Origin of the sequence: Treponema sp. OMZ 906 (genome assembly GCF_024181185.1) — a bacterium.
GTDB lineage: Bacteria > Spirochaetota > Spirochaetia > Treponematales > Treponemataceae > Treponema.
Map to the genome: position 1 here is coordinate 2,411,204 of NZ_CP051196.1, position 21,287 is coordinate 2,432,490.

Here is a 21,287-nt window from a genome sequence, read left to right on the forward strand (position 1 = left end):
AAAAGGGGCATGAACCTTATAAAATTTTATTACGGCATCAAGTGTATGCCAACCCTATTGTGTATGTTTGTTACCCTCTTCGGATGCGTTTCTACGCAAGTCTACGGGCAACAATCGCTTTTTGACCGTCTAACCAATGACCGTTTTATATTCGGTCTACAAAACGGCGAGGAATACGATATCGATGAATACTCCAATGAAGATTCCGATGAGGATTCCGGCACCGAGACGGATGAATACAATTTCGATAAAGCTTCCGAAACCGGATCGGAAACAGGCGGCGGACAACAGACGGGCGAATCAACTGAGCAGCAAACGGATAAAGCGCTTACCCAACAGACAGACGAATCGGTCAAACAACAAATAGACAAAGCGGATTCCTCATCGGACATACAACAGAATGATAAGGCTGATGCAAAACACACAGCCCCGGAACGCGACTATTTTTTCCGATATGTACACAGTGTTCATAAAGGCGCCCGGATTTCTGCCGGAGTCAGCGGTCGCGGTTACATCGGTTATTTGCAGCTTGAATCGCCGATGCCCGTACCCTACTTTGAACTTTCGGTGAGAAATTTCGGTGTCGGGCTGTATCCGCTTGCAGCACTGCAACCTTCTTTTCCTGAAAAAAATATCCCAACGCTTTTCCTCGGTGCAGGAAGCCTTACCTTTGATAGTTTCTTAAAAACGGCGCAGTTTTCCGGCTTTTCGAAAACAAAAGCAAGCTACGGCGGAGTCAAATTTCCGCGAGAACAGTTCATCGGTATCGGGAATGCGCAAAAGGCTATTCAATATGGGGTTGAAGTATACGGCAGCGGATGGAACGGCGCTTTTTTTGCAAGTCCCGAACCAAAGAAGCAGCGGATGCGCTACGGCCTTATTGGCGGTTGGCGTATGAATCAGAAAAAAACGGACATCAACTTTGCCATTCAATATCTTACCGCTTTTATGCCGGAATTGATCAGAGAGGTAAAAACATCTTCTGCAGAATCCGCAGGCATATATGGTGGAGATATCCGGCAGCGTTACCACACGCTTTTCGGTTTAAACGCCGTTTTTACTCATCCGGTTGTCTCGTTTTCGACAACCGGTTTTTGCAGCTATGCGGCAGACAAAACAGTTTCCGGTGCGGTACAAGCCGAAATCGATGCTTGGTACCGGTATGCGGGTATACGAACCGGCGGCAGCTATACCGGAGCGCGCGCCGTCAACTGGGATGGAAAGCAGCAAAACGAACAGGTTACCGTTTTTATTCAGCCGCACTTTAAGGTGGGCATTTTCTCGCTGTCCGCGCTCTATGGATTCAGTATGGAAGATAAAACAATGCTGCATAACGGCGGGCTTATTACACAGGTAAAACATGAAGTAATCCGTTGGAAGGCAAGCTGGGATTACCGCAATGAACTGCATACTATTAAAACGGAACTGATATGCATAAGCAAACCGAAATGGTTTAACGGCGTTCAATGGTTCCAAAAAGCGACTGCCGGAGCTTCCGTTGAATTACAGGATAAAACTGCCAATCCGTTTATCTTAAAAAAGTATGCTATCCATATAAACGGTCATTTCTGCATTACCGACGGCGTTTTTTGCGGTATCGCCGGTTCGTTTTCCCAAGCAGTACGAAAGGAAGAAACCGAAAATGAACGCCTTATATACCTGCAAAACCCCGTGTATGGCGGCGGCGTATATGTCAGTTTTAAGCGAGACGGTATCGGAAAGGTACACTCCGGCAAATTGGAAGTTTCGGTAAAAAATGAAAAGCCGTATTACGATGTTAAGCTTGTGTATCAGGTTCGCGGAAAGTGAGAGGATTGCTCCGCTATCTTCTGAGCGGCGGCGGCACAATCCAAGCCGGCCGTGTCGATGATAAGGTTGCAGCTCCTGCGGTACAGTTCGGTGCGGCGCGTATACAATTCGATAAACAGATGCCGCGCTTCCGCTTTTTGAGCAACAGGCAGAAAGCGTAGAAATGCCGGATAATACCCTGTTTGCAGCGCATCGTGCGTCAAGCGTTCAAAAAGCGCCGCTTCCGTTGCATAGAGGAATACCCGCAGCGGTATTGCTGCAACGATGGCAGACGCTTCCGTGTTATCGCAGATGCCGCCGCCCGCCGCAATGACAGCGCAGTTTTCTACGGCTGCCCCCTGCGGTTTCTCAGCGGAGCCGTCGGTTGGCAGGGACAGAGATACGGAAGACAGCAACGGCTCGGCTGCAAAGGCATCCCCGCCGCAGTCATGTAGAGCGCAACATTCACGCAGGGCAGCGGCTTCCGCAGCATGTAATGCGGATACCCCTCCTTGACGGCAAAGCTCCCGCGGCGTTAAACCGGTACGGATACGGATAAGCTCATCGGTGTCGTAAAAGGAGCAGCCGAGCCGTTTAGCAAGGAGTCTCCCTACGGAAGTCTTTCCCGAACGGCTCAAGCCTAAAAGTATCATGAAGTTCACGATAGCGGCAGTGCTAGGCACTTAACGGATGCGGTGAAGGACAATCGGGTTCGGGCGGTGTGATAAAGTGCAACAACATTTTCAGCTTTTTAATCGCAGCAGGGAGCGCAATCCGCAGCGGGAGGGGGTGTGTATCATCGGGATTCAGAGCCAAAAGGCTTGACGAAGCGGCGCCCATATACGGCGGAACAGCACCGAATAACCGCATCATCTCCTCTTCTCCATATTGCCGCCCCGTTTGAACATCTTGCACCGTACCTATCCCGTTGATAGGGGTACCGGAAATTCCGCCTGCTGCATTACCGGTAACTACGGAAGGCTCCATATATCGACACGGCTTCCAGCGGATACGCCTGTCTTTACCATGATCTCCCGAAAAACCGAATAACCGGCATATCAGACACCGTCCGCCGTACACCGTGCAGTGATACGGGCTTTCGGGGTCAAACAGAACGCAACCGTCGCCTCCGATAGAAGCACCGCTGTCCGCTTCGGCAATACGTTCCGCCCGCTCGCTCTGATTTTCCAGCATCCATGCCGCGAGATACAGCGCTTCAGCCTCATATACTTCAGGTTCAAAATGAACACAACAACTACCGCAGCCATCAGGGCATTGCATGGGGCTCTTTGCCTTCCATATTTTTTGACCTGCGTCTATATCATTATACAACGAATCAACTGCCGTCAAAATATCATAGATCACAGTACCCGCAAATTTTTCCGCTTCTTTTATCATATCGTAAATTCTTTTACCTTATTCGCCAATATTTCGATACTTTCTTTATTTTTTTGAACCAGCTCATTTACTTCTACAACAGCATTATTTATTTGAATAGCACCGGCAGACATTTCGTCCATGCTGTTGGTAATAACCTGAGTCAATCCATCCAGTTTATTCATCTCCTGCGCAACTTCTCCGCTACCCGAAAGCATTTTCGATGAACCGGCTTGTACCGTATTCGTAGTAATATTGATATCTTTAATCGCTGCCAATACTTCTTTATTCGCATTCATCTGATCTTGCATGGAACGCGTAATAAAGTCTTCCTGATCGGAAATTCGGGTCGCAAGTTCATATACCTTATCAAAGGTCTGTTCGGCACCGTTACCGGCAGCTATCAGCGTACGAATAATTTCAATAGATTCTTTTAAAACACCGCCGATTTGCTTTCCCTGTGCATTTGATTCTTCCGCAAGTTTACGGATCTCATCTGCAACAACCGCAAAACCTTTTCCGGTTTCTCCCGCATGGGCGGCTTCGATAGCGGCATTCATAGCGAGCAAGTTTGTCTGGCTTGCAATATTCTGAATAATCAGACTCGCTTCCAAAAGTGCATCGGATCGTTCTGCTATTTGCTTAACTACCGAGTTTGCCGTATTAGCGCCGTTTTTCCCCTCACGAGTCATCGAATACATCTCTTTTATCAAATCATTATTTTTTTCAAGCGTTTGCGTAATAGTAACAATATTTGCAGCCATTTCTTCAACTGCAGAAGAAGAGTGCGCAACTGAATTTGCTTGTACTGTAATCTCTTTATCCAGTTCTTGAATTTGCGCAATAATATTTTCAACTACATTGCCGGTTTTTTGAACACTCGAAGCCTGGGTTTTTGCTTGCCTTTTAATACTTTCCACATTTGCACTGATTTCGTTTATTGCACTTGCCGTTTCGGCCATATTATTATAGAGATCATCTCCCACATGCTGCATCGCCTTCGATTCATGGATAAGCGAATTAATCATACCGGCAACCTTATCCATTGTCGTATTAAAATCGATCATCAGACGACCGATTTCATCATTTTTCTTAATGTAAAATCGTCCGGTCAGATCGCCGGATGCCATTTTTGCAAAGATAAGCTGTAACTTTCGGAAATATCCTTTTATACGTTTTGAGAACCAGAAAATAAGCCAGAAAAATATAATCAGCATCCCCGTTCCGACTGCTGCCATACTGATAACGATTCGGTAAAAACTTTCCAATATCTCACTATTTTGCATCAATATCGCTATTTTCCATCCTAATTCATCAATAGCAAAAACCCGTATCCGCCACTGAATATTATCGATCGTAACAACTTTCGTTTCGATACCGATATCTTGAAAATGTTTAAGGTATTGATTACCGGTACTATCCAGCTTTGTAAACACTAAATCTCGATGCATCGGATCGGCTAAAATAGTCCCGTCATTTTGAAACAACATTACATATCCTGCCTTGCCGACTTTTATCGAATCAATAAATGAAGTAAGTTGCTCAAGTTTTACCTCAAGTCCCAGATTTCCGATAAAACGCCCTTCCGGCGATAATACTTGTCTGGAAAAACAGATAACAGGGGCCCCTATCGTCGACATATACGCAGGGGTCACAACGGTATCGCCACCGGCAGCTTCCGCTTGTTGATACCATATACGCTTTCGCGGATCAAATCCCGCGCTGACGGTATCATCCCACGAACTGGCAAACCCGCCCCATTTTGATCCGAAAAAAACTTCCGCGATATCGGAATATCCGTTATAGACACGCTTAAACAGCGTTACTATATCTTGCTCTATCTCTCCTTTCGGTACATTTTTCAGTATCATGTTCTGCTTTGTAGTCGTATAATTATTGAGGCTGGTATCAGCAACTTGCACGATAGGATGCTCTGCAAGCACTTTTGCCGTATTTTTATTATTTTGCATAAACAGCATGATCGTTTGTTCTATCAGCGAGAACTGCTGGGATGAGGTTCGGTCGTATTGTTTTATATTAACCTGATATACTTGAAAACCGATTATAGCGCAAGCGCATATTATTAAAATACACAATATAACGACGCCGGCAAGCAAAATTTTAGCGCGCAGGGATATATTCCTTTTTCTAGTATCCATCATTTCTCTCCTCAATAACAAATGATAATTAAAGAATGCCTAAAAGAAGAATCCTATTTTCCAAATAATCCGCGTTGTCCTGCTTTTATCCATTTACCGGGTATGCGCGATAATGCTGACTGGTTTATTTGTGCAGCCAACCATTCGGTATAGAGAGCATTATCTTCTCCTTCAAGACGAACAAGCATTGTTTGCAAAAGAGCGTTTTCTTCCTGTGCAATCGTTGCCGAACTTGCCTCCGCCATCCTCACAAAGGCCCCGGAAGCAGCGGCAACCGGTATATTCCCGCATGAAGGAGAGACATCTCGATGTACAAATATTAACTTCCCCGATTTTTTATGAATAAAATACCGCATGAAAGTGTAGGCTAACTGTATATTTGCAGTAATCAATTCGGTAACAATCTTATCGGCATGCAATACACCGGTATTGGAATATAATTCGGTATATGCCGGTGCATCAAAGATCAGCAGAGCAGTTTCAATATTCAACTGTAAATTTTTAAATTGGAGTGGTAAAGATTGAAGAGAGAATACGGATTGGCGATTCCATAATAGCACAGGGCCTATCGCATTCTCCGCTTTTTTATCTTTTGTTCGTTCGGCATCGGAAATAACAATTACGCGTTGACCCTGTACTCGTAGGAAATCAGCTAAACTTAACGAAAAATTTAAACGATCGTCTGTTATCAGTATATCAGTACTCATAGTTACTAGTATATACCGAATAAATAAAAATTTAAATAGCTAGTCGATTAAAGTCGCTTCAACCATATAACGGAACGAATCACCTGCCACAGAGCGTTCTTTTTTTTCTATGATGAAAATCAGAGCGCGAGAGGTATCGTCCATCAGTATTTTCTTAACGGCATAATTTTTAACACCACTTCGCACATAATCGGGGCGGCCGACTTCTTTTTTTACCTTGGTACCATTCGGTTTTGTTTTTTCTACCGTTAAATAAAATGAACTTTCCGTTTTTGATTTTTGTGTCGTATTAAGCACAACCGTATATTCGTCGCTTGTCTGGAAGTCGCGGAAAAATAGTGTTTGATTTCCTTCAGTTGCTTCTGTTTGCGCATAAAGAACACGTCCCTGCCGTGTTTCGGAAATACCCCACTTGCTCAGTGAAACTTGAGCCCTATTCTGCAGTGCAAGGAAAGTCGATTTACTTTCTTTTCCTTCCGTTTGCTTTGAAGGAGATGTTCTGAAAATACCGTTGGGGAGAAAAGTATTGGCACCTACATCGACAGCGTAAATTTCGGCATACGCGCGATAGGTTTTATCCTGTAAACCGTATTGGCCGAAAGCAAACTTAGTTCCGTCAGCGGAAAAGCCTAAATTAACAAAGTTTGCAAGATCGCCGGCATAAACGGCAGCCGCAAAGACCGCCATAACAATTATGGTATAAAATTTTCGCATAACAACTCCTGCGCGTGAAAATCCGTGGATTACGTTCCTATACTTGTATCGGAATATAAAATGCAAACTTTAAAAAGGGGAAGCAAAACAAGCACTTTATCTTGTTCAAAGTAATCGGAAACCAATTACCAAATACTACAAATTATCCATTACCCATTACTTACTCAGCTGTCGCCAGACTTTAAGCTGTTCTTGTATCAAAGCCTTACCTTCTTCCAAAACTTTTAACTGGGCTTCTTTTGTAGTGGGTGTCGGATATATTTTAAGAACTTTTACCCGATATGCGCCTCCACGTAGATTGGTTGCCATCCGAGTTACCGAAGAAATATTCCACCCGCCGTCAACCGCGGCAACAACTACCGGCATCGGTGCCTTGGATAAAAACCGCCGGAAACCGGCCGAATGAAAAGTTCCGACTTCGCCATTCTTTGAGCGGGTTCCCTCAGGAAAGAGTATCGGTATCCAATTGTTGCGCATCACCCGTCGCGCGAATGCATCCATTGCCTGCATGGCCTGACTGGGACTACCGGTACGCTGCACGATACAGTGTTCGTCACTTTTCAGCATAACGGAAACTAACGGCACATAGTCTGCCAGTTCCTTCTTCGCAACAAAACGAACACGCTTTCCACCGAGATAGTTCATAAACACCACAATATCTAAGATGCTTTGGTGGTTGGAAATCAGCAAATACTGTTCCGGCAGCTGCGGCACAAGAGAATAATCCCCTCTGAAATGGAAATTAAGATAAGCAGAAAAAATCGAAAAGATACGGTGCGCGACAACGGTCGAAATATGTGCATTGATTTTTTTACACCACGAGCGGTGAATAGCATAAGCAATACGGTTTAATAACGCCCATCCGGCCAAAGTGCCGATACAGCATATAATACAAAAAACGCCAAGCATAAAGTCCCTGTCAATACAAAAAGTTTTCGACAGTATAAACTATTTCTTCTAAAGATGCAAAGCATTGCTTGGTTTTAGGAATACTGTCGATAAAGATTCTTCCGTACTGTTTCACAAGCGCCCGCTTGTCGAGCAGCGTTACAATGCCGCGGTCGGTTTGCGAGCGCATCAGGCGGCCGAAGCCCTGCCGGAATTGTACGACTGCTTCGGGGACGCTCAGCTGCATAAACGAGCTGCCGCCTCTTTTTTCGATGGCATCGGCACGGGCACGAAAAAGAGGTGCACTCGGCACGGCAAAAGGGAGTTTTACCAAAATGACATGGCTGAGCGCCTCGCCCGGTACGTCGATGCCTGCCCAAAACGATGCGGTCGCGAATAAGCTGCTTTCGATATGTTCCTTAAAGGTTTGCAAGAGGCGGCTGCGGTCGTCCTCTCCCTGCTGTAAAAGCTCCATATCGGGCAGCTGAGTGCGGGCGTACGCACAAGTTTGTTTTAACGACTCGTAAGAAGTAAACAGGACAAGCGTTTTTCCTCCGGTCATTTCAATCAATTTGGTAACGGCGGTGTTCACAAATTGCTGAAACTGCTCATCATCAGGGGCAGGTGCATCGGTCGGGATGTTTAAGAGCACATTTTTGTCGTACGGGAAAGGCGATTCAAAGGTACCGGTGCGCACCGGCTTGTCGGAAAAAGGATGCAAGCCGACCCTGCCCAGCCAATACGAAAAGCTCGTGCCGATTTTCAGGGTTGCGGAAAGGGCAATGACGGTATCGAAGGGGATGAATACCGCCTGCCGCAGCAAACCCGACATATCCACCGGCGTTTGATTAAAGTACGGAACTTCCCCCGCAGGGCTTTGGTATTTTTCTATCCAAAAGACATACTCGGGCAGTTCTTTCCAACGGAAAAAATTTTCGAGCGTTTCGGAAATGTCTTGCAGCCGGTGCAGTGCAAGCGAACCTTCCCGCACCGCTTCTTCATACGGAGAACCTTCATCCGGTTCGGCATTGGTAATCAGCACCGCGAGCTTGACATTCAGGATATTCAGCTCCGCGTAAAAATCCTTGCACGCGGCAAGCAGCGCCGCCGTCTTCGATGCCGGAACCTGTGTAAAACCGAGACTGCTCACATTCCCGCAAAACGAGAGCGCCCGCGCCTCCAATACGGAGTAAGCCGTTTGCGTTTTTGCAAGAGCGGCGATAATAGCAGGCATCAACTCGGCTTTAGTAGAAACCGCAGTGATTTTTTCGATACAGCCGGCGGCTTTTCCCTTTTTAGTACGGGAAAGCGTTGTAATACAGCGGGTTAAATCATAGCGGGAAAAGGTACGCGAAAAAAATCCGCTTGCCGCCTCTTCAATCGTGTGAGCTTCGTCAAAGATGATTGCGTTAAAGGGCGGCAGAACGGCAGTTGAATCATAACCGGCGCCTTCTTTTCTGCTGGCGAGATCGGCAAAGAGCAGATGGTGATTAACAATTAAGAGCGCTGCCTTTTCCGCTTTTTTACGCAGCTTCATCACAAAACAGTCGGTATAAAAAGGACAGCGCTGCCCAAGGCAGTTATCCGATTCGGAGCAAATCTTTGACCACAATCCTGCCGCGGGCATAAACGGGAGTGAAGAGCGGGCGCCGTCTTGGCATGTTTGCGCCCATTTTTGAATGGCTGCCAGCTCTTCCGCCTCATGACTAAAAAGATCAGGTTCCTGTATCGTTTGCATGAGCCGCCGCAAACAGAGGTAATTCTGCCGCCCCTTAATGAGCACCGCCTGCGGCTGTTCCGATTGTTCGCCGCATACACCGAGTATTTTTAAGGCGTCGGGAACATCCTTATCGATGAGCTGATGCTGTAGATTGATGGTGCCGGTGGAGATGACAATGCGAACTTTATTTGCAAGCGCCCATTCAAAGGCAGGCAGCAAGTAGGCTAAACTCTTCCCAACGCCGGTTCCTGCTTCAAAAACACCGATTGCGCTGTCGTTAAAACAATGTGTTATTGCGCGGATAAGATCGAGCTGTGACGGGCGTTCTTCATAGCGGTCAAAAAAAGACGCAAAGCTGCCGGTTTCTTCAAGATAGCCTGCTATTGTATCGGCATTAAGGCGGTGGTATACACGTTCCTCCGCTTCATCTTCGTAGTGCATAAAGGCTTAATCGCGCAGCCATTCTACCGTTGCGGTATCGTATTTAACACTGATAATAGCCGTTTCATTGTATTGAATCTGAGCATCGACCTTTGTGCCTGAAAGAATTTTTTTATCGGGGGATACCAAAAAGCGCCACTGTGGAGGATTGGTTTTTTGAACCGCTTGGCGGGCAATTTCATCGGGTAAATTGAGAAATTGGCGGGGCTGCAAACTGCCTTTTTGCGTTACCAGCAAGTATCCGTTATCGATTTTTAAATCGAGTGAGACGGACACACCGCTTGAAAATACCGCCATTCCGCGACCGCCGCGCAAGATCATCACACGGTCGAGCCCCGGCTCCCCCTTCCATGAACCAGCAAGCGAATCAACGGTGTCGATGTACCCGAACTCCGTATTCTGCTCAGTTTGCGGCAGGGAACGCGCAAGTTGCTCCAGCGGAACCGAAAAGTCAAAGAGGTTGAACACTAACAGTCGGGAATCAAGGAGAATCTTGTTAATATTATTGTATACTTTTGAAATGATGCGGGTAAACTGATCTTTTCGTCCCTTTAAAATAAGTTCAAGCTTAATCCCCTCCGGAACCTCTTCCAATGCCCCGAAGAAAATATATTCAATAGCCGGATTTTTAGGAAAATCAACCGGCGCGGACTCATTACGCAAATCAAAGATAGTATAGGTTTTAAGTTCTTTAATAAAAGAGAAAACAAGATTATCAACCGTTTGGGCAATCTGTTCGTTCATAGTAGGAGCCTGTAATTGATATACGGCAACGCCCGGAAGCGCCGAAAGCACCGGTGGCAGGCTAATAAGCAGAAGGAGAAGCATTATGTAAAGTTTCTTTGTTTCTCTATATTTCATTGCTCGTTATTACCTGTTCTTTAGCTGCAATTCCCGTTGTACATCCCGCTTAATATCCCGTTCTTTTATGTCGGCACGTTTATCAAACTGCTTTTTCCCTTTGCAGATGCCGAGCATAACCTTAATCCGTCCTCGCTTTAAATAAAATTCAAGCGGAATGAGTGTATAGCCTTTTTCTTCCGTTTTTCGAGTTAATCGTTTAATTTCATCTTTATGCAGCAGTAGTTTCTTAGGACGGTCGGGATCATGGTTAAATATTGAAGAATAAACGTATTCCGAAATATGAAAATTCTTTAACCATACCTCATTCTGCATAATTTCGGCAAACGAGTCGGGAAATGAAATACGCCCGTCCCTCACCGATTTTATTTCGGTACCTTGCAGCGCAATCCCGCATTCTATTGTTTCTTCGATAGAATAGTCAAAATGCGCTTTTTTATTTTTTGCGATAATTTTTATCGACTCTCCGTCCATTAAACTCATTATATTCATCTGAAAATACTTGTCAACGTAGAGACAAAATGGTACTGTATCTTCAAAAGGTATTCCGGCATCATTCATTCGGATATGTCGGCACCACTGGTAAAATAGGTTTTTTATGTTTTTTCAACGGTACAAATTTACTTCCTATACTGAGCGGCGGGCAAAACGGTTTCGATTGCTCCGCATTTGTTGTATTGTCTTTCTCATGTTTATCTTTTATCAGCTGATCAGCTCATATATTATTACGACATATCGTATCCAAGCGGATACAATGCAGCCGACTTTTTCCTCCGGTGATATGGTTATCACGACTCCTTTTTATTCCGCTCAAAAAGATATCGAACGAGGCGCTCTGGTAACGGTTGAACCGATTGAACGGCCTCATCAAAGTTTTTTTGAAAAAACGACTCAAAAAATCGTTGCTTTTTTTACCTTTCAGCTGGTTCATCCTTTTAAATCCAATCAACCGTCGCAAGCGAAGCCTTTTATCCGGCGTGTTGTCGGTATCCCCGGCGATACGATATACATGGAAGGTTTTGTGTTGCATATTAAAACAAAAAACGGTGGGCATTTCTTAACCGAGTTTGAAGTAACGGAAAACGACTATAACGTCAAAATCGAAAACCTGCCGGAGAACTGGGATACATCACTGCCATTCTCAGGAGCTTATCCCGAAATGACGCTCAAAGAAGGGGAATATTTTGTGTTGTGCGACAACCGGATTGCCTCAAGTGATTCCCGCCTCTGGGGGCCATTACAGGCGGCAACGCAGATCAAAGGACGCATATTGATGCGATATTGGCCGTTTTCTCATATTTCGGTTTTTTAAGCCAAAACCGTGAAACCTTCCGGTCTTTACATTCATATTCCTTTTTGTACACAAAAATGCCGTTATTGCGATTTTTACTCGATAACGCAAAAGGCGGATTTCCGCCCATACCATCCTAATCCTCAATTTATTGAACGGCTTTTGCAGGATGTTCGCTTTTTTAAAGAACGCTCTGCTATTGAAGCATGGAAAACCGTCTATATCGGCGGGGGCACACCTTCGCTGCTGCACCCCGATGATATTCGTACGCTTGCCGCTGGAGTCTGTGAAGGACAGAAACAGCCGGTTCAAGAATTTACGATAGAAGCAAATCCTGAGGATATTACCGCTGACTGGCTTGCAGCCTGCAGCGAAGGCGGCGTCAACCGGCTTTCCATCGGCGTGCAGACTTTTGATAACGATGTATTGGCCGTAAACGGACGCCGCGGTTCAAAAGAAAAAACGATAGCGGCTTTGGAGACGATAAAACGCCGATGGCAGGGTGCACTTTCCTGCGATTTAATCGCAGGTCTGACAGGACAAACCGCGGCAAGCCTTTCCGACGATGTACGGCGACTGATAGACTACCGCATCGAGCACCTCTCCCTCTACGGGCTTTGCAGCGAAGATCCGCTCCCCGATACCCGGGAAGATTTTATTTCCGAGCTTTTATGGGAAAACACCGAGCTTTTAGCTGAAAACGGGTACATCCGGTATGAGGTATCGAATTTTTCGTATCAGGATAAGTACCGCTCCCTGCATAATCAAATCTATTGGAATATGGAACCATACGCCGGTATCGGCCCGGCTGCATGCGGCACTTTGATATATGAAGATAGCAACGGCAGATTTATCGCAGCAGCACGTTTTGAAGGGAGCAAAGATATCGATAAATGGATGACTGCAGCCGACCGCACTTCGGTATATCCGTGCGAACATATCGACCGAAATACCTTTTTGGAAGAAGTCTTACTGATGGGATTCCGGCTTTCGGAAGGGATTAACCGTACAGCCTTTGCCCGGCGGTTCGGCGCGGATATTACCGCCTTTATCGGAGAAACCCTCAGCAGCTGGGAAAAACACGGGCAGTGCCGCATCGAACCTCATCGCGTATATCTTACGGAAGAAGGCATGCTTTTCCTCAACCGTTTTTTAGTCGATGCGCTTTCGGAACTGGATACAAAAGCACAATGCCCTGCCGGAAAGCCTCTTGACCTCGACGGTTAATCATTGTTATTCTATGTGCTATGACAGAAACGGATAAAATAGCGTTGATAGATTTGGATGAAGAAGATTACGATACGGTTTTAGCTGAGGATATTGTCTTTGACGGGATCATTAAGTTTGAAAAGCCCTTTATGATAAAGGGTGCCGTACAAGGAACCATTCAATCTTCAAGCGATTTAATGATCAGTGAATATGCAAAAGTAAAGGCAAAGATAAACGCAGACCGCGTTATTATTAAAGGCGAGGTCATCGGTAATGTTACTGCTACAACCTCCGTACATGTATTTGCCTCAGGTAAATTAACCGGCGACGTAACAGCTCCCGAAGTAATACTGGATAGCGGTTGTTTTTTCAGCGGAATTTGTACGATGAATCGGCACTAGAGGTTGTAAGAACGTGTTTGCTTTTCGCAAAAGATTTCCGGCAGGAATCGCATTAGTTTTTTTAACGCTCTTTTTTCCCTATTGTATTTATGCACAAAAGGGTGATGATGCGCTGGTATTATATCGTGAAGGCCGCTATAAAGAATCCGCATCGGTATGTTTAAACGAAATAGAACGAATGCCCCGCAATATCGACAGCTATGTTGTGCTGACATGGGCGCTACTTGCCGACGAACGCTATCAGGAAGCGGCCGACTGGACAGTTAAAGGGCGGGAAGTTTCGCAATATGATCCGCGGCTTATTGAAAGCCATGCACAAGCGCTCTATCACCTTGGAAGGAACGAAGAGAGTCTGCATCTCTTTGAAGAGTATATCGCCTATGCGCCTAACGGTACGAAGGTAAGCGGCGTGTATTATCATATCGGAGAATTGTATTTGCGCATGGCAAAATACCGTCATGCCGATATTGCCTTTTCTACCGCTATCCGGTTGGAACCGCTCAATAGCGTGTGGTGGACGCGGCTTGCGTACTCGCGGGAACAGGCAAAGGAATACCGGGCAGCATTGGAGGCGTATTCGTCTGCATTGCAGCTGAATAAAAATTCAACCGATGCTCAAAAAGGTTATGAACGCGTACTGCACCGCTTTTAATCCGTCGCAGCGCCCGCCCTTCTGCTTGACTCTTTGTGCAGGTTTTCTTCATTAATATGAATGTTCAATTATGTTCAATACGAATTGAAACGCTCGGATGCAGGCTTAATCAAACAGAGGCTGAGTCCTTTGCCGCGCTGTGTACCGATGCGGGATTTTCCATCTATACCGGTCATGCCGATTATGCCGGATACGCCGGTACAACGCCTGCCGGCACTTCAACGATAACAGCCCCGGAATCCGCGGCTCCCATTCGATTATCTTCCGCGCTGCCGCCCGAACAGACGGTTCTCTGCTTTGTGAATACATGCACGGTAACCGGCAAAGCGGAACAAAAGGCGCGTCGGCTGATCAGATTATTGGTGAAGACACATCCCTATGCCGTTATTCTGGTAACAGGCTGCTATGCGCAACTGGAAGCCGCAGCAATAGAAGCGCTGCACCCCCACATACTCGCGTTTCCCGGACAACAGAAAGATTTATTAACCGAAATACCGGCATACCTTGCAAAATTGGTAGCCGACAGCGCTTACTTTGACACAGCCTTTTTTCTAAGTGCAGTGCGCGCCTACCTTACCGACTTGACAACCAAGGTTCCGCAGCATACACAGACCAAACCGGTACAAAATTCATCAGTACAAAACATATCCATACACGGCATACGGGAGAGCCGGCTATTCGCACTCAGCTCCCCGCATTTTTTATTCCACTCACGCGCACTGCTGAAAATTCAGGACGGCTGTAACGATGCCTGTGCTTATTGCAGGATACGGCTTGCACGGGGAAAATCCGTGTCGCTGCCCGCCGCCGAAGTCCTCGAACGGCTTCGCTGTATAGAAGAAACCGGTGCTCATGAAGTAACACTGACGGGTGTGAACCTGTCGCAGTACCGGAGCGAAGTCGGAGACTTTGCCGATATGCTCAAACTCATACTGGAAAACACTGCAATGCGTATCCGCATTTCGAGCCTCTATCCCGACAGGATAGATGAGACACTTGTTCCGCTGCTGGCACATCCGCAGATTTGCCCCCACTTCCACCTTTCCGTACAATCGGGCAGCGATACTGTCCTTAAAGCGATGCACCGAGGCTACAGGAAAGCAACCATATACCAAGCCGTTTCCGAACTCCGCCGCGTAAAGGACAATCCGTTTATCGGTGCGGATATCATCGCCGGTTTCCCCGGTGAAACGGAAGCTGATTTTGAGGAAACCTACCGGATGTGCCGTGAACTTGAGTTTGCCGGAATACATGCGTTTCCCTTTTCCGCCCGCCCGGGAACAGAGGCGTGGAAAATGCAGCCAAAAGTACCTGAACGGATCGCAGGTCAACGGATAAAAAAGCTGAACGAACTGGCGGAAACGCAATCCGTATCATATTTACAGGCATGGGATGGAAAACTGATATGCGGGGTTGTCGAAGCGCCGCGCAACGGACAGCAAACCGTTATCACGGAAAACTATCTTTCGCTGCCGTTAACATCGGCTTCTTTGCAAGAATATCGTTTATACGGCGGCGAATATGTCCATATACGAGTACAGGGAAAGAATGCCGTACTAACGGAAATCATCTCCGACCCGCACAGCTAACCGAAGCAACCTCACATCATTTTGGTGGGTAATAGGTAATGGTACCGATGGGTATCTCTAAAAATCTAACCGAGTTTTTAGAGATGCTCTATTCTTTTATGGCCACACTATTACCCGCGTCATATCGAGGCTGTACGGATTGTCGGCAAACGCAATATCCTTCACCTTTTCCGAATTGTATACCGCCATCTCTTTCGCATAAGAAATCGGTATGTTCACCGCCTCATCATGCAGCGTTGTTAAAATGAATCGATAATCGTCCCGTATCGCATCTTCGTTTACGGTGCTCATCATACCGGCAATACAGGCATCGATGCGCGCTTTTTGCACCAAGCCTGCCTGAGAGGTTTTATCCAACCCGTCGTCCGCCATCGCAGTCAAAAAGACATGCGGGTCTTGGGGAAAGCCGTAAGTGTCGTTGACGGACAGTTCAAATGCACCCGACGTACCGGTATCGAACCACGTCATCGTTTCGTACCCTTGCAAGACAAGATCAATGCCGATATCCGCAAGCTGCCCTTTCACCGCCGTCAGTATTTGCCCGTCGATAGGCTTTGCACTCTGATAAATCGCCCGCAGCTGTAATGGCGTTCCATTGCGCATCCGTATTCCCTTGCCATTCAGTTCCGTCCAACCGGCCTTCTCAAGCAGAGACACCGCACGCGCTTTATCGTATTGATACGGCGGCAGCGCAACATCGCAATACGGCATATCGCGGGTAAACAGCGTATCCGCCTTAACTTCGCTTCCGTGCAGTACCGTATTGATAATTTCATCTTTATTGATTGCGTACTCAAGCGCCAAACGCAATTGCTTATCCCGCGTAAGCGGCGAAGACGCATTGAGCAGCAGATTCCGGGTGATATAGGTTTTATCCGAAAACCGCACGGTCAACCCGGCCCCCGCACCGTTCTGATTCGTCATCCCGGTCTGCGCCGGCATCCTGACCTGCTCCAGCATATCGTAGGTAATTTGATACGAACCGAACAGTATATCGATTTCCCCCGCTTTAAGCGCAAGAGCGCGGCTGTCCGCATCGGGGATAATCATTACGGTAAACGACTCCGGCCCGCCGTTTTGTCCATACCATTGCTGATTTTTTGTAAACCGATACCGCTGCCCCGCAACACAGTTTGCCGCCTTTATCTCGTAAGGCCCCGTTCCCGCCGTATCCGCTGTATAGGAGCCGTAGGGATTATTCCCGTTTTCAAACAGACGAGGAGAAAGCATCCCAAACGCCGACGCACTTAACTCCTGCAAAACGGCAGGGTGAGGTTCTGCATAGCGGAACCGCACCGTGTATTCATCTGCCGCCTCCACCGCACTGATCCGCGAAACCGCCCCATAATAGCCGAGATAGTCCCCGACAAATTCCTGCATCTTTTCAATGTTGACCTTTACCGCCTCCGCAGTAAACGGCTCCCCATCGGTAAACGTAACCCCGCGCCGTAAATGAAACGTCCACGAATGTTCGTCATGCTCCCACCTTTCGGCAAGAGCCGGCTTCACTTCCCCATTCTCAAACCGGACAAGCGTTTCATACACCATCTCCGAATAATGAGAAAACCCAAGCCCGTCCATAATCCCAATCGGCTCATAACTTGCAAAATCGACCGCTTCTCCGACAATCAACTCATCACGGCCTTTTACCTCCGATGCATTTTTGCATCCCGACACGGCAATCAGCGCCGCAACCGACACCGCTGCAATCCATCGTATTTTCCTTGTATTCATACAAACCTCCATTGTTTTTGTTACTTCTAAGTCTGATGATCTTCCCCTCATTTTCCGTCATAAAAGCGGCTGCCTGCAGGTCATGTGTGATAAACAAATATGCGCATTGCGTCTCTTTTTGCAGCCGTTTTAAAAGCTGAAGGATATGCAACATCACCGTAGGATCAAGACCCGCGACGGCTTCATCCAACACGGCGAGCTTCGGTCTGATAGATAGCGCACGGATAATGCATATCCTTTTTTGCTGACCGCCCGACAATTCATGCGGATACTTTTCCAAAAGATAGGCAGGAATATCGGCGATATCCAGCAGCGGAGCAAGCCGAGCCATACACTCCTTTTCAGAAAATCGGCAAAAATGCTGCAGCGGCTCGCAAAGGCTTTTCTTAATTTTTTGCCTTGGGTCAAAGCAGTTCAGGCTATCCTGAAACACGGGTTGAATATGCCGGTAGAGCGTTCTCCTGCGGGCAAGCGGAAAAACATCCTCGCCGTCCCACCGGATGCTGCCATCAGTCGGTTTTTCAAAACCGCAAATAAGACGCGCCAAGGTACTTTTTCCGCTACCGCTTTCGCCGATAAGCGCAACCGTCTCCCCGTCCCCGATCGTCAATGAAAAATCCTCCAGCACCGGTACGCTGCCTTTCCTGCCGTTGTCCGTATAGCGTTTTGTTACCTGTTTTACTTCAAGCATCGCTTCTCCTCTATAAAATACCCACGTGCACACATGAAAAGAAAAATCTTCCGCCATGGAGGGCGGTAGTTCCATACAGAAGCGACATTTTGGTCTTGCCAAAATTTGCAGTCAAAAGTGTACATGGACGTACACTTTTGACGATGATAGTAATTCGGCTGTGTACGGATGCCGGGGATTTTTCAGAACCGTTTCGGCGGTTCCTGTCTCTACTATTTCACCCTCCTTCATCACGGCAATACATTCTGCAATATTCGCAACGGCATTCATATCGTGCGAAACAAACAGCAATGCAGCTTGGGTCTCTCTTACCGCTTTTGCAAGCAGTTGTAACACAATACCGCAATTACCGGCATCCAGTGCGCCGGTCGGCTCGTCGGCAATGAGCAACACGGGACGCAGCGAAACGGCAATCGCAACCATAACCCGCTGCAGCATTCCGCCGCTTAATTGCCCCGGATAGCTTTCCATAACACGTTCCGCATCGGAAAGCCCTACGGCGCAGAGCAGTTCATACCCCAGCCGGAAAGCCTCACGTGTACTGCAATGACGGTGAGCCTTAATCGTTTCCATAAAATGGCGCTTTATTTTCATACACGGATCGAATGCCGCATGAGGATTTTGCATGACATACCCGATATCCTTTCCATTGATTTTCTGTTGTTCCTTTGGGGATAATCGCAGCAGTTCTTTACCGCACAGCCGGATACTGCCGCTTTGCAGCGCACGGTCTTTGAGTAAGCCGAGTATCGCTTTGCACACGGAAGTTTTGCCGCTGCCGCTTTCACCGATCAAACCGAACGTTTCTCCCCGCGCAATGGAAAAACCGATATTGCGTATTTTCGTTCTTTCATTCGGATATTCGATACACAAGCCGCTTACGGAAAGGATGGGGGCATCCTTCACCGGTTCTCCTGTATACAGTGCATACTGCGGCATGAGCATACTCGCTTCATTCATCGATGCTTTCCTGTACGATTTCGTTAGGCAGTACCCCCTTCGACACACTTTTCGTCGTTTGATATATATGTTCCTGTACGGAGCCTTGATACGGAGAAAAGAAACGGCGCAAACCTTCCCCCGTTATATTGCAGGCGCATACGGTAAAGAAGATACAGAGTCCGGGATAAACGGCGAACCGAGGAGCGCGAATAAAGCTGCTTTTTGCATCCGACAGCAGCGCGCCCCATTCCGGCGTCCCCGCAGGCAATCCGATCCCTAAAAATGAAAAACCGGAGAGCATCAGTACCGCATCGCCGATTCCTATCGTCAGCAGTACGATAAGGCTCGGCATAATATTCGGAAAAATATGCGTTACCGCAATGCTCCAATCGGAAAGACCTGCGGTTTTTGCATAGACAATATAGCTTTTTCGGCTTTCGTGATGCGTATAGCTGCGCACCATTCTGCCGTACCACCCCCAATATGCAAAAACCGCGCTTACCAGCAGATTGACTACGCCGTTTCCCATAATGCCGATAACCGCAAGCACCAGCACCGTTGGCGGCATCGCCATACTCACATCGCAGCTTAACACAAAAAGCTTATCCGCAACGCCGCCCTTAAACGCCGCAATCATCCCGATAGGTGTTGCAAGCACGGCAACTGTCCCGATAACTGCGGCGGCAAGTCCCATGGAATAGCGCGTGCCGTACAGCAGTCTTGAAAATATGCACCGTCCGTACGCATCCGCTCCCAACGGCATCGCAAAAGACCGCTCGGCAAACCGTACACTCATATCGATTTTGTCAGGATTATTCGGCGCCAACACATCGCAAAAAACAGCGATGATAACCAATACCGACACCATACCGAGCCCTGCGCCGAGCGCGGCATTCATTTTTCCCCTCATGCACGATTCCTCAACAAACGTTTTAGGAAGGATTAAGCGCTTCGCCGATAAACTCTGCCGCGCCGTTGCACACGGTAAATGTAAACGCTGTTACAATAAGGTACGCATTGATGACGGGAAAATCGCGGTTAACTGCGGCGTTCAGTGCATACATACCGATCCCCGGAATTGAAAAGATAGTTTCTGCAATCGCAGTTCCCGCAATAAGATAGCCGATATTTTGTCCCCACAAAGTTACAAGCATCGGAGCTGCGTTGCGTAAAAGATGACGCGTCATAATGTTCCGGTCGGTAATCCCGCGGGCTTTCGCGTATTGAACATACTCTTTCTCCTCATTTTCCAATAAGAAGGAGCGTAAAAGGCGGATAAGCGTACCGGTCATCGGCAAAGCAAGGGTAAAAGAGGCAAACAGTACACTGCTCCCCTGCCCGTGCCCGATAACGGGAAGCAGATGTAAGCGCATACCGAAAACGAGCAAAACCAAAAGACCGGTGCAATAACCGGGTACGGAAAAACTCAAAAAAGAAATGAAGCCGATAAGTTTATCCGCCAACCGTTTTTTGTACAAAGCCGCCGCTATGCCGAGCGGAACGGCAGCAATGATGCTGAATGCCGATGCACAGGCGGCAATCAGCAGCGTTACAGGCAGCGCCTTGCCGAGTTCTTGCCGTACGGATTTTTTGGTAAGGTACGATGCGCCGAAATCCAGCCGCACCGCTTTATGCAGCCATGACAAATACTGCTGCAGAATCGTCTTATCAAATCCGGTAAGCTCACGGTATTGCGCAATCAACTCCTTATTTGCAGAACGGACAACCCGCCGCGCGTATGCTTCCGCAGGATCAATCGCCGAAATATTTGCCAGCAAAAACGAAAGGAAGGACACGCACACCAAAACAAGGATAAGATACCCCGCTTTTTTAATAATTCTCACGCTTCGTCAATTTCCTCATAGTATCGTCTAATATCTTTGACACAGTTGCCTTATCTTTGGCGTTAGCCGTCTATTTTTAAAAGATTATTCTACGAAAAAGTATAGGGAGCTCTACCCCAATCGGAATTTATTATGCCCCAAACAGATATTGTTATATTTATCAGGTCAAATCTCGAGTTTTGGTAAAACAGGAGAATCAAGGAGAACCCATTATGGTTTTGTTTGTAGCTTTAAGAAAGTTCTCCAAAAACTAAATGGGAATAAAATAGAATTTTCCAA

The 21,287-nt window shown here is 47.1% G+C and carries 20 protein-coding genes; 6 read left to right on the plus strand and 14 right to left on the minus strand.

Annotation, left to right across the window (positions count from 1 at the left end):
• Positions 1 to 45: 45 nt before the first annotated feature.
• Positions 46 to 1,809: a hypothetical protein gene (locus tag E4N69_RS10800; protein WP_253823833.1), complete on the plus strand. Its 1,764-nt coding sequence runs from the start codon at positions 46 to 48 to the stop codon at positions 1,807 to 1,809.
• Here E4N69_RS10800 and E4N69_RS12720 read toward each other — a convergent pair.
• The 9 genes from E4N69_RS12720 to smpB all read right to left on the minus strand — a co-directional run bounded on the left by E4N69_RS12720 (position 1,791) and on the right by smpB (position 11,129).
• Positions 1,791 to 2,441, minus strand: coding sequence for a shikimate kinase (locus E4N69_RS12720; RefSeq protein ID WP_305880167.1), 651 nt, complete (start codon positions 2,439 to 2,441; stop codon positions 1,791 to 1,793). The genes E4N69_RS10800 and E4N69_RS12720 overlap by 19 nt on opposite strands.
• A 22-nt stretch (positions 2,442 to 2,463) precedes the next feature.
• Complete coding sequence (locus tag E4N69_RS10815) at positions 2,464 to 3,186, minus strand: YkgJ family cysteine cluster protein (protein WP_253823834.1); 723 nt, start codon at positions 3,184 to 3,186, stop codon at positions 2,464 to 2,466.
• A complete protein-coding gene (locus E4N69_RS10820; protein ID WP_253823835.1) occupies positions 3,183 to 5,324 on the minus strand; it encodes a methyl-accepting chemotaxis protein in 2,142 nt (713 codons plus the stop codon). The genes E4N69_RS10815 and E4N69_RS10820 overlap by 4 nt, the downstream gene beginning before the upstream one ends.
• A 53-nt stretch (positions 5,325 to 5,377) precedes the next feature.
• Positions 5,378 to 6,031 carry a hypothetical protein gene (locus tag E4N69_RS10825; protein WP_253714422.1) on the minus strand — a complete coding sequence of 218 codons (654 nt, stop codon included), beginning with the start codon at positions 6,029 to 6,031 and terminating at the stop codon, positions 5,378 to 5,380.
• Positions 6,032 to 6,070: 39 nt separating this feature from the next.
• Positions 6,071 to 6,745 (minus strand): DUF2259 domain-containing protein, encoded by a 675-nt coding sequence (locus E4N69_RS10830; RefSeq protein WP_162664309.1) that lies wholly within the window; start codon positions 6,743 to 6,745, stop codon positions 6,071 to 6,073.
• A 156-nt stretch (positions 6,746 to 6,901) separates the two neighbouring features.
• Positions 6,902 to 7,654 carry a lysophospholipid acyltransferase family protein gene (locus E4N69_RS10835; protein ID WP_253823836.1) on the minus strand — a complete coding sequence of 251 codons (753 nt, stop codon included), beginning with the start codon at positions 7,652 to 7,654 and terminating at the stop codon, positions 6,902 to 6,904.
• 10 nt (positions 7,655 to 7,664) lie between these two features.
• Positions 7,665 to 9,794, minus strand: coding sequence for an ATP-dependent DNA helicase (locus E4N69_RS10840; RefSeq protein ID WP_253823837.1), 2,130 nt, complete (start codon positions 9,792 to 9,794; stop codon positions 7,665 to 7,667).
• 6 nt (positions 9,795 to 9,800) lie between these two features.
• Positions 9,801 to 10,622, minus strand: coding sequence for a TP0183 family DNA metabolism protein (locus E4N69_RS10845; RefSeq protein ID WP_253823838.1), 822 nt, complete (start codon positions 10,620 to 10,622; stop codon positions 9,801 to 9,803).
• Between the two features lie 42 nt (positions 10,623 to 10,664).
• Positions 10,665 to 11,129, minus strand: coding sequence for an SsrA-binding protein SmpB (gene smpB / locus E4N69_RS10850; RefSeq protein ID WP_253824898.1), 465 nt, complete (start codon positions 11,127 to 11,129; stop codon positions 10,665 to 10,667).
• A 124-nt stretch (positions 11,130 to 11,253) separates the two neighbouring features.
• On the opposite strand from smpB, the gene lepB reads away from it, so the two are divergent.
• Genes lepB through mtaB form a run of 5 tightly spaced genes read left to right on the plus strand, consistent with a single transcriptional unit; the run spans position 11,254 to position 15,797 of the window.
• A complete protein-coding gene (gene lepB, locus E4N69_RS10855; protein ID WP_253823839.1) occupies positions 11,254 to 11,967 on the plus strand; it encodes a signal peptidase I in 714 nt (237 codons plus the stop codon).
• A gap of 9 nt (positions 11,968 to 11,976) precedes the next feature.
• On the plus strand, positions 11,977 to 13,173 hold the full coding sequence (locus E4N69_RS10860) for a coproporphyrinogen-III oxidase family protein (RefSeq protein ID WP_253823840.1): 1,197 nt from the start codon (positions 11,977 to 11,979) through the stop codon (positions 13,171 to 13,173).
• 20 nt (positions 13,174 to 13,193) lie between these two features.
• Positions 13,194 to 13,556: a bactofilin family protein gene (locus tag E4N69_RS10865; RefSeq protein WP_162664314.1), complete on the plus strand. Its 363-nt coding sequence runs from the start codon at positions 13,194 to 13,196 to the stop codon at positions 13,554 to 13,556.
• A gap of 13 nt (positions 13,557 to 13,569) precedes the next feature.
• Complete coding sequence (locus E4N69_RS10870; protein WP_162664315.1) at positions 13,570 to 14,208, plus strand: tetratricopeptide repeat protein; 639 nt, start codon at positions 13,570 to 13,572, stop codon at positions 14,206 to 14,208.
• 56 nt (positions 14,209 to 14,264) lie between these two features.
• Complete coding sequence (gene mtaB / locus E4N69_RS10875) at positions 14,265 to 15,797, plus strand: tRNA (N(6)-L-threonylcarbamoyladenosine(37)-C(2))-methylthiotransferase MtaB (RefSeq protein WP_253823841.1); 1,533 nt, start codon at positions 14,265 to 14,267, stop codon at positions 15,795 to 15,797.
• A gap of 96 nt (positions 15,798 to 15,893) precedes the next feature.
• Here mtaB and E4N69_RS10880 read toward each other — a convergent pair whose 3' ends face one another.
• The 5 genes from E4N69_RS10880 to E4N69_RS10900 all read right to left on the minus strand — a co-directional run bounded on the left by E4N69_RS10880 (position 15,894) and on the right by E4N69_RS10900 (position 21,008).
• Positions 15,894 to 17,531: an ABC transporter substrate-binding protein gene (locus tag E4N69_RS10880; protein WP_253823842.1), complete on the minus strand. Its 1,638-nt coding sequence runs from the start codon at positions 17,529 to 17,531 to the stop codon at positions 15,894 to 15,896.
• Positions 17,434 to 18,222 (minus strand): ABC transporter ATP-binding protein, encoded by a 789-nt coding sequence (locus tag E4N69_RS10885; RefSeq protein WP_253823843.1) that lies wholly within the window; start codon positions 18,220 to 18,222, stop codon positions 17,434 to 17,436. The genes E4N69_RS10880 and E4N69_RS10885 overlap by 98 nt, the downstream gene beginning before the upstream one ends.
• Positions 18,223 to 18,333: 111 nt before the next feature.
• Positions 18,334 to 19,182: an ABC transporter ATP-binding protein gene (locus E4N69_RS10890; RefSeq protein WP_253823844.1), complete on the minus strand. Its 849-nt coding sequence runs from the start codon at positions 19,180 to 19,182 to the stop codon at positions 18,334 to 18,336.
• Positions 19,175 to 20,074, minus strand: a complete 900-nt coding sequence (locus tag E4N69_RS10895) for an ABC transporter permease (RefSeq protein WP_253823845.1) — start codon at positions 20,072 to 20,074, stop codon at positions 19,175 to 19,177. Before E4N69_RS10895 ends, E4N69_RS10890 begins: the two co-directional genes overlap by 8 nt.
• 22 nt (positions 20,075 to 20,096) lie before the next feature.
• Positions 20,097 to 21,008, minus strand: a complete 912-nt coding sequence (locus E4N69_RS10900; protein ID WP_253823846.1) for an ABC transporter permease — start codon at positions 21,006 to 21,008, stop codon at positions 20,097 to 20,099.
• Between the last annotated feature and the right edge of the window lie 279 nt (positions 21,009 to 21,287).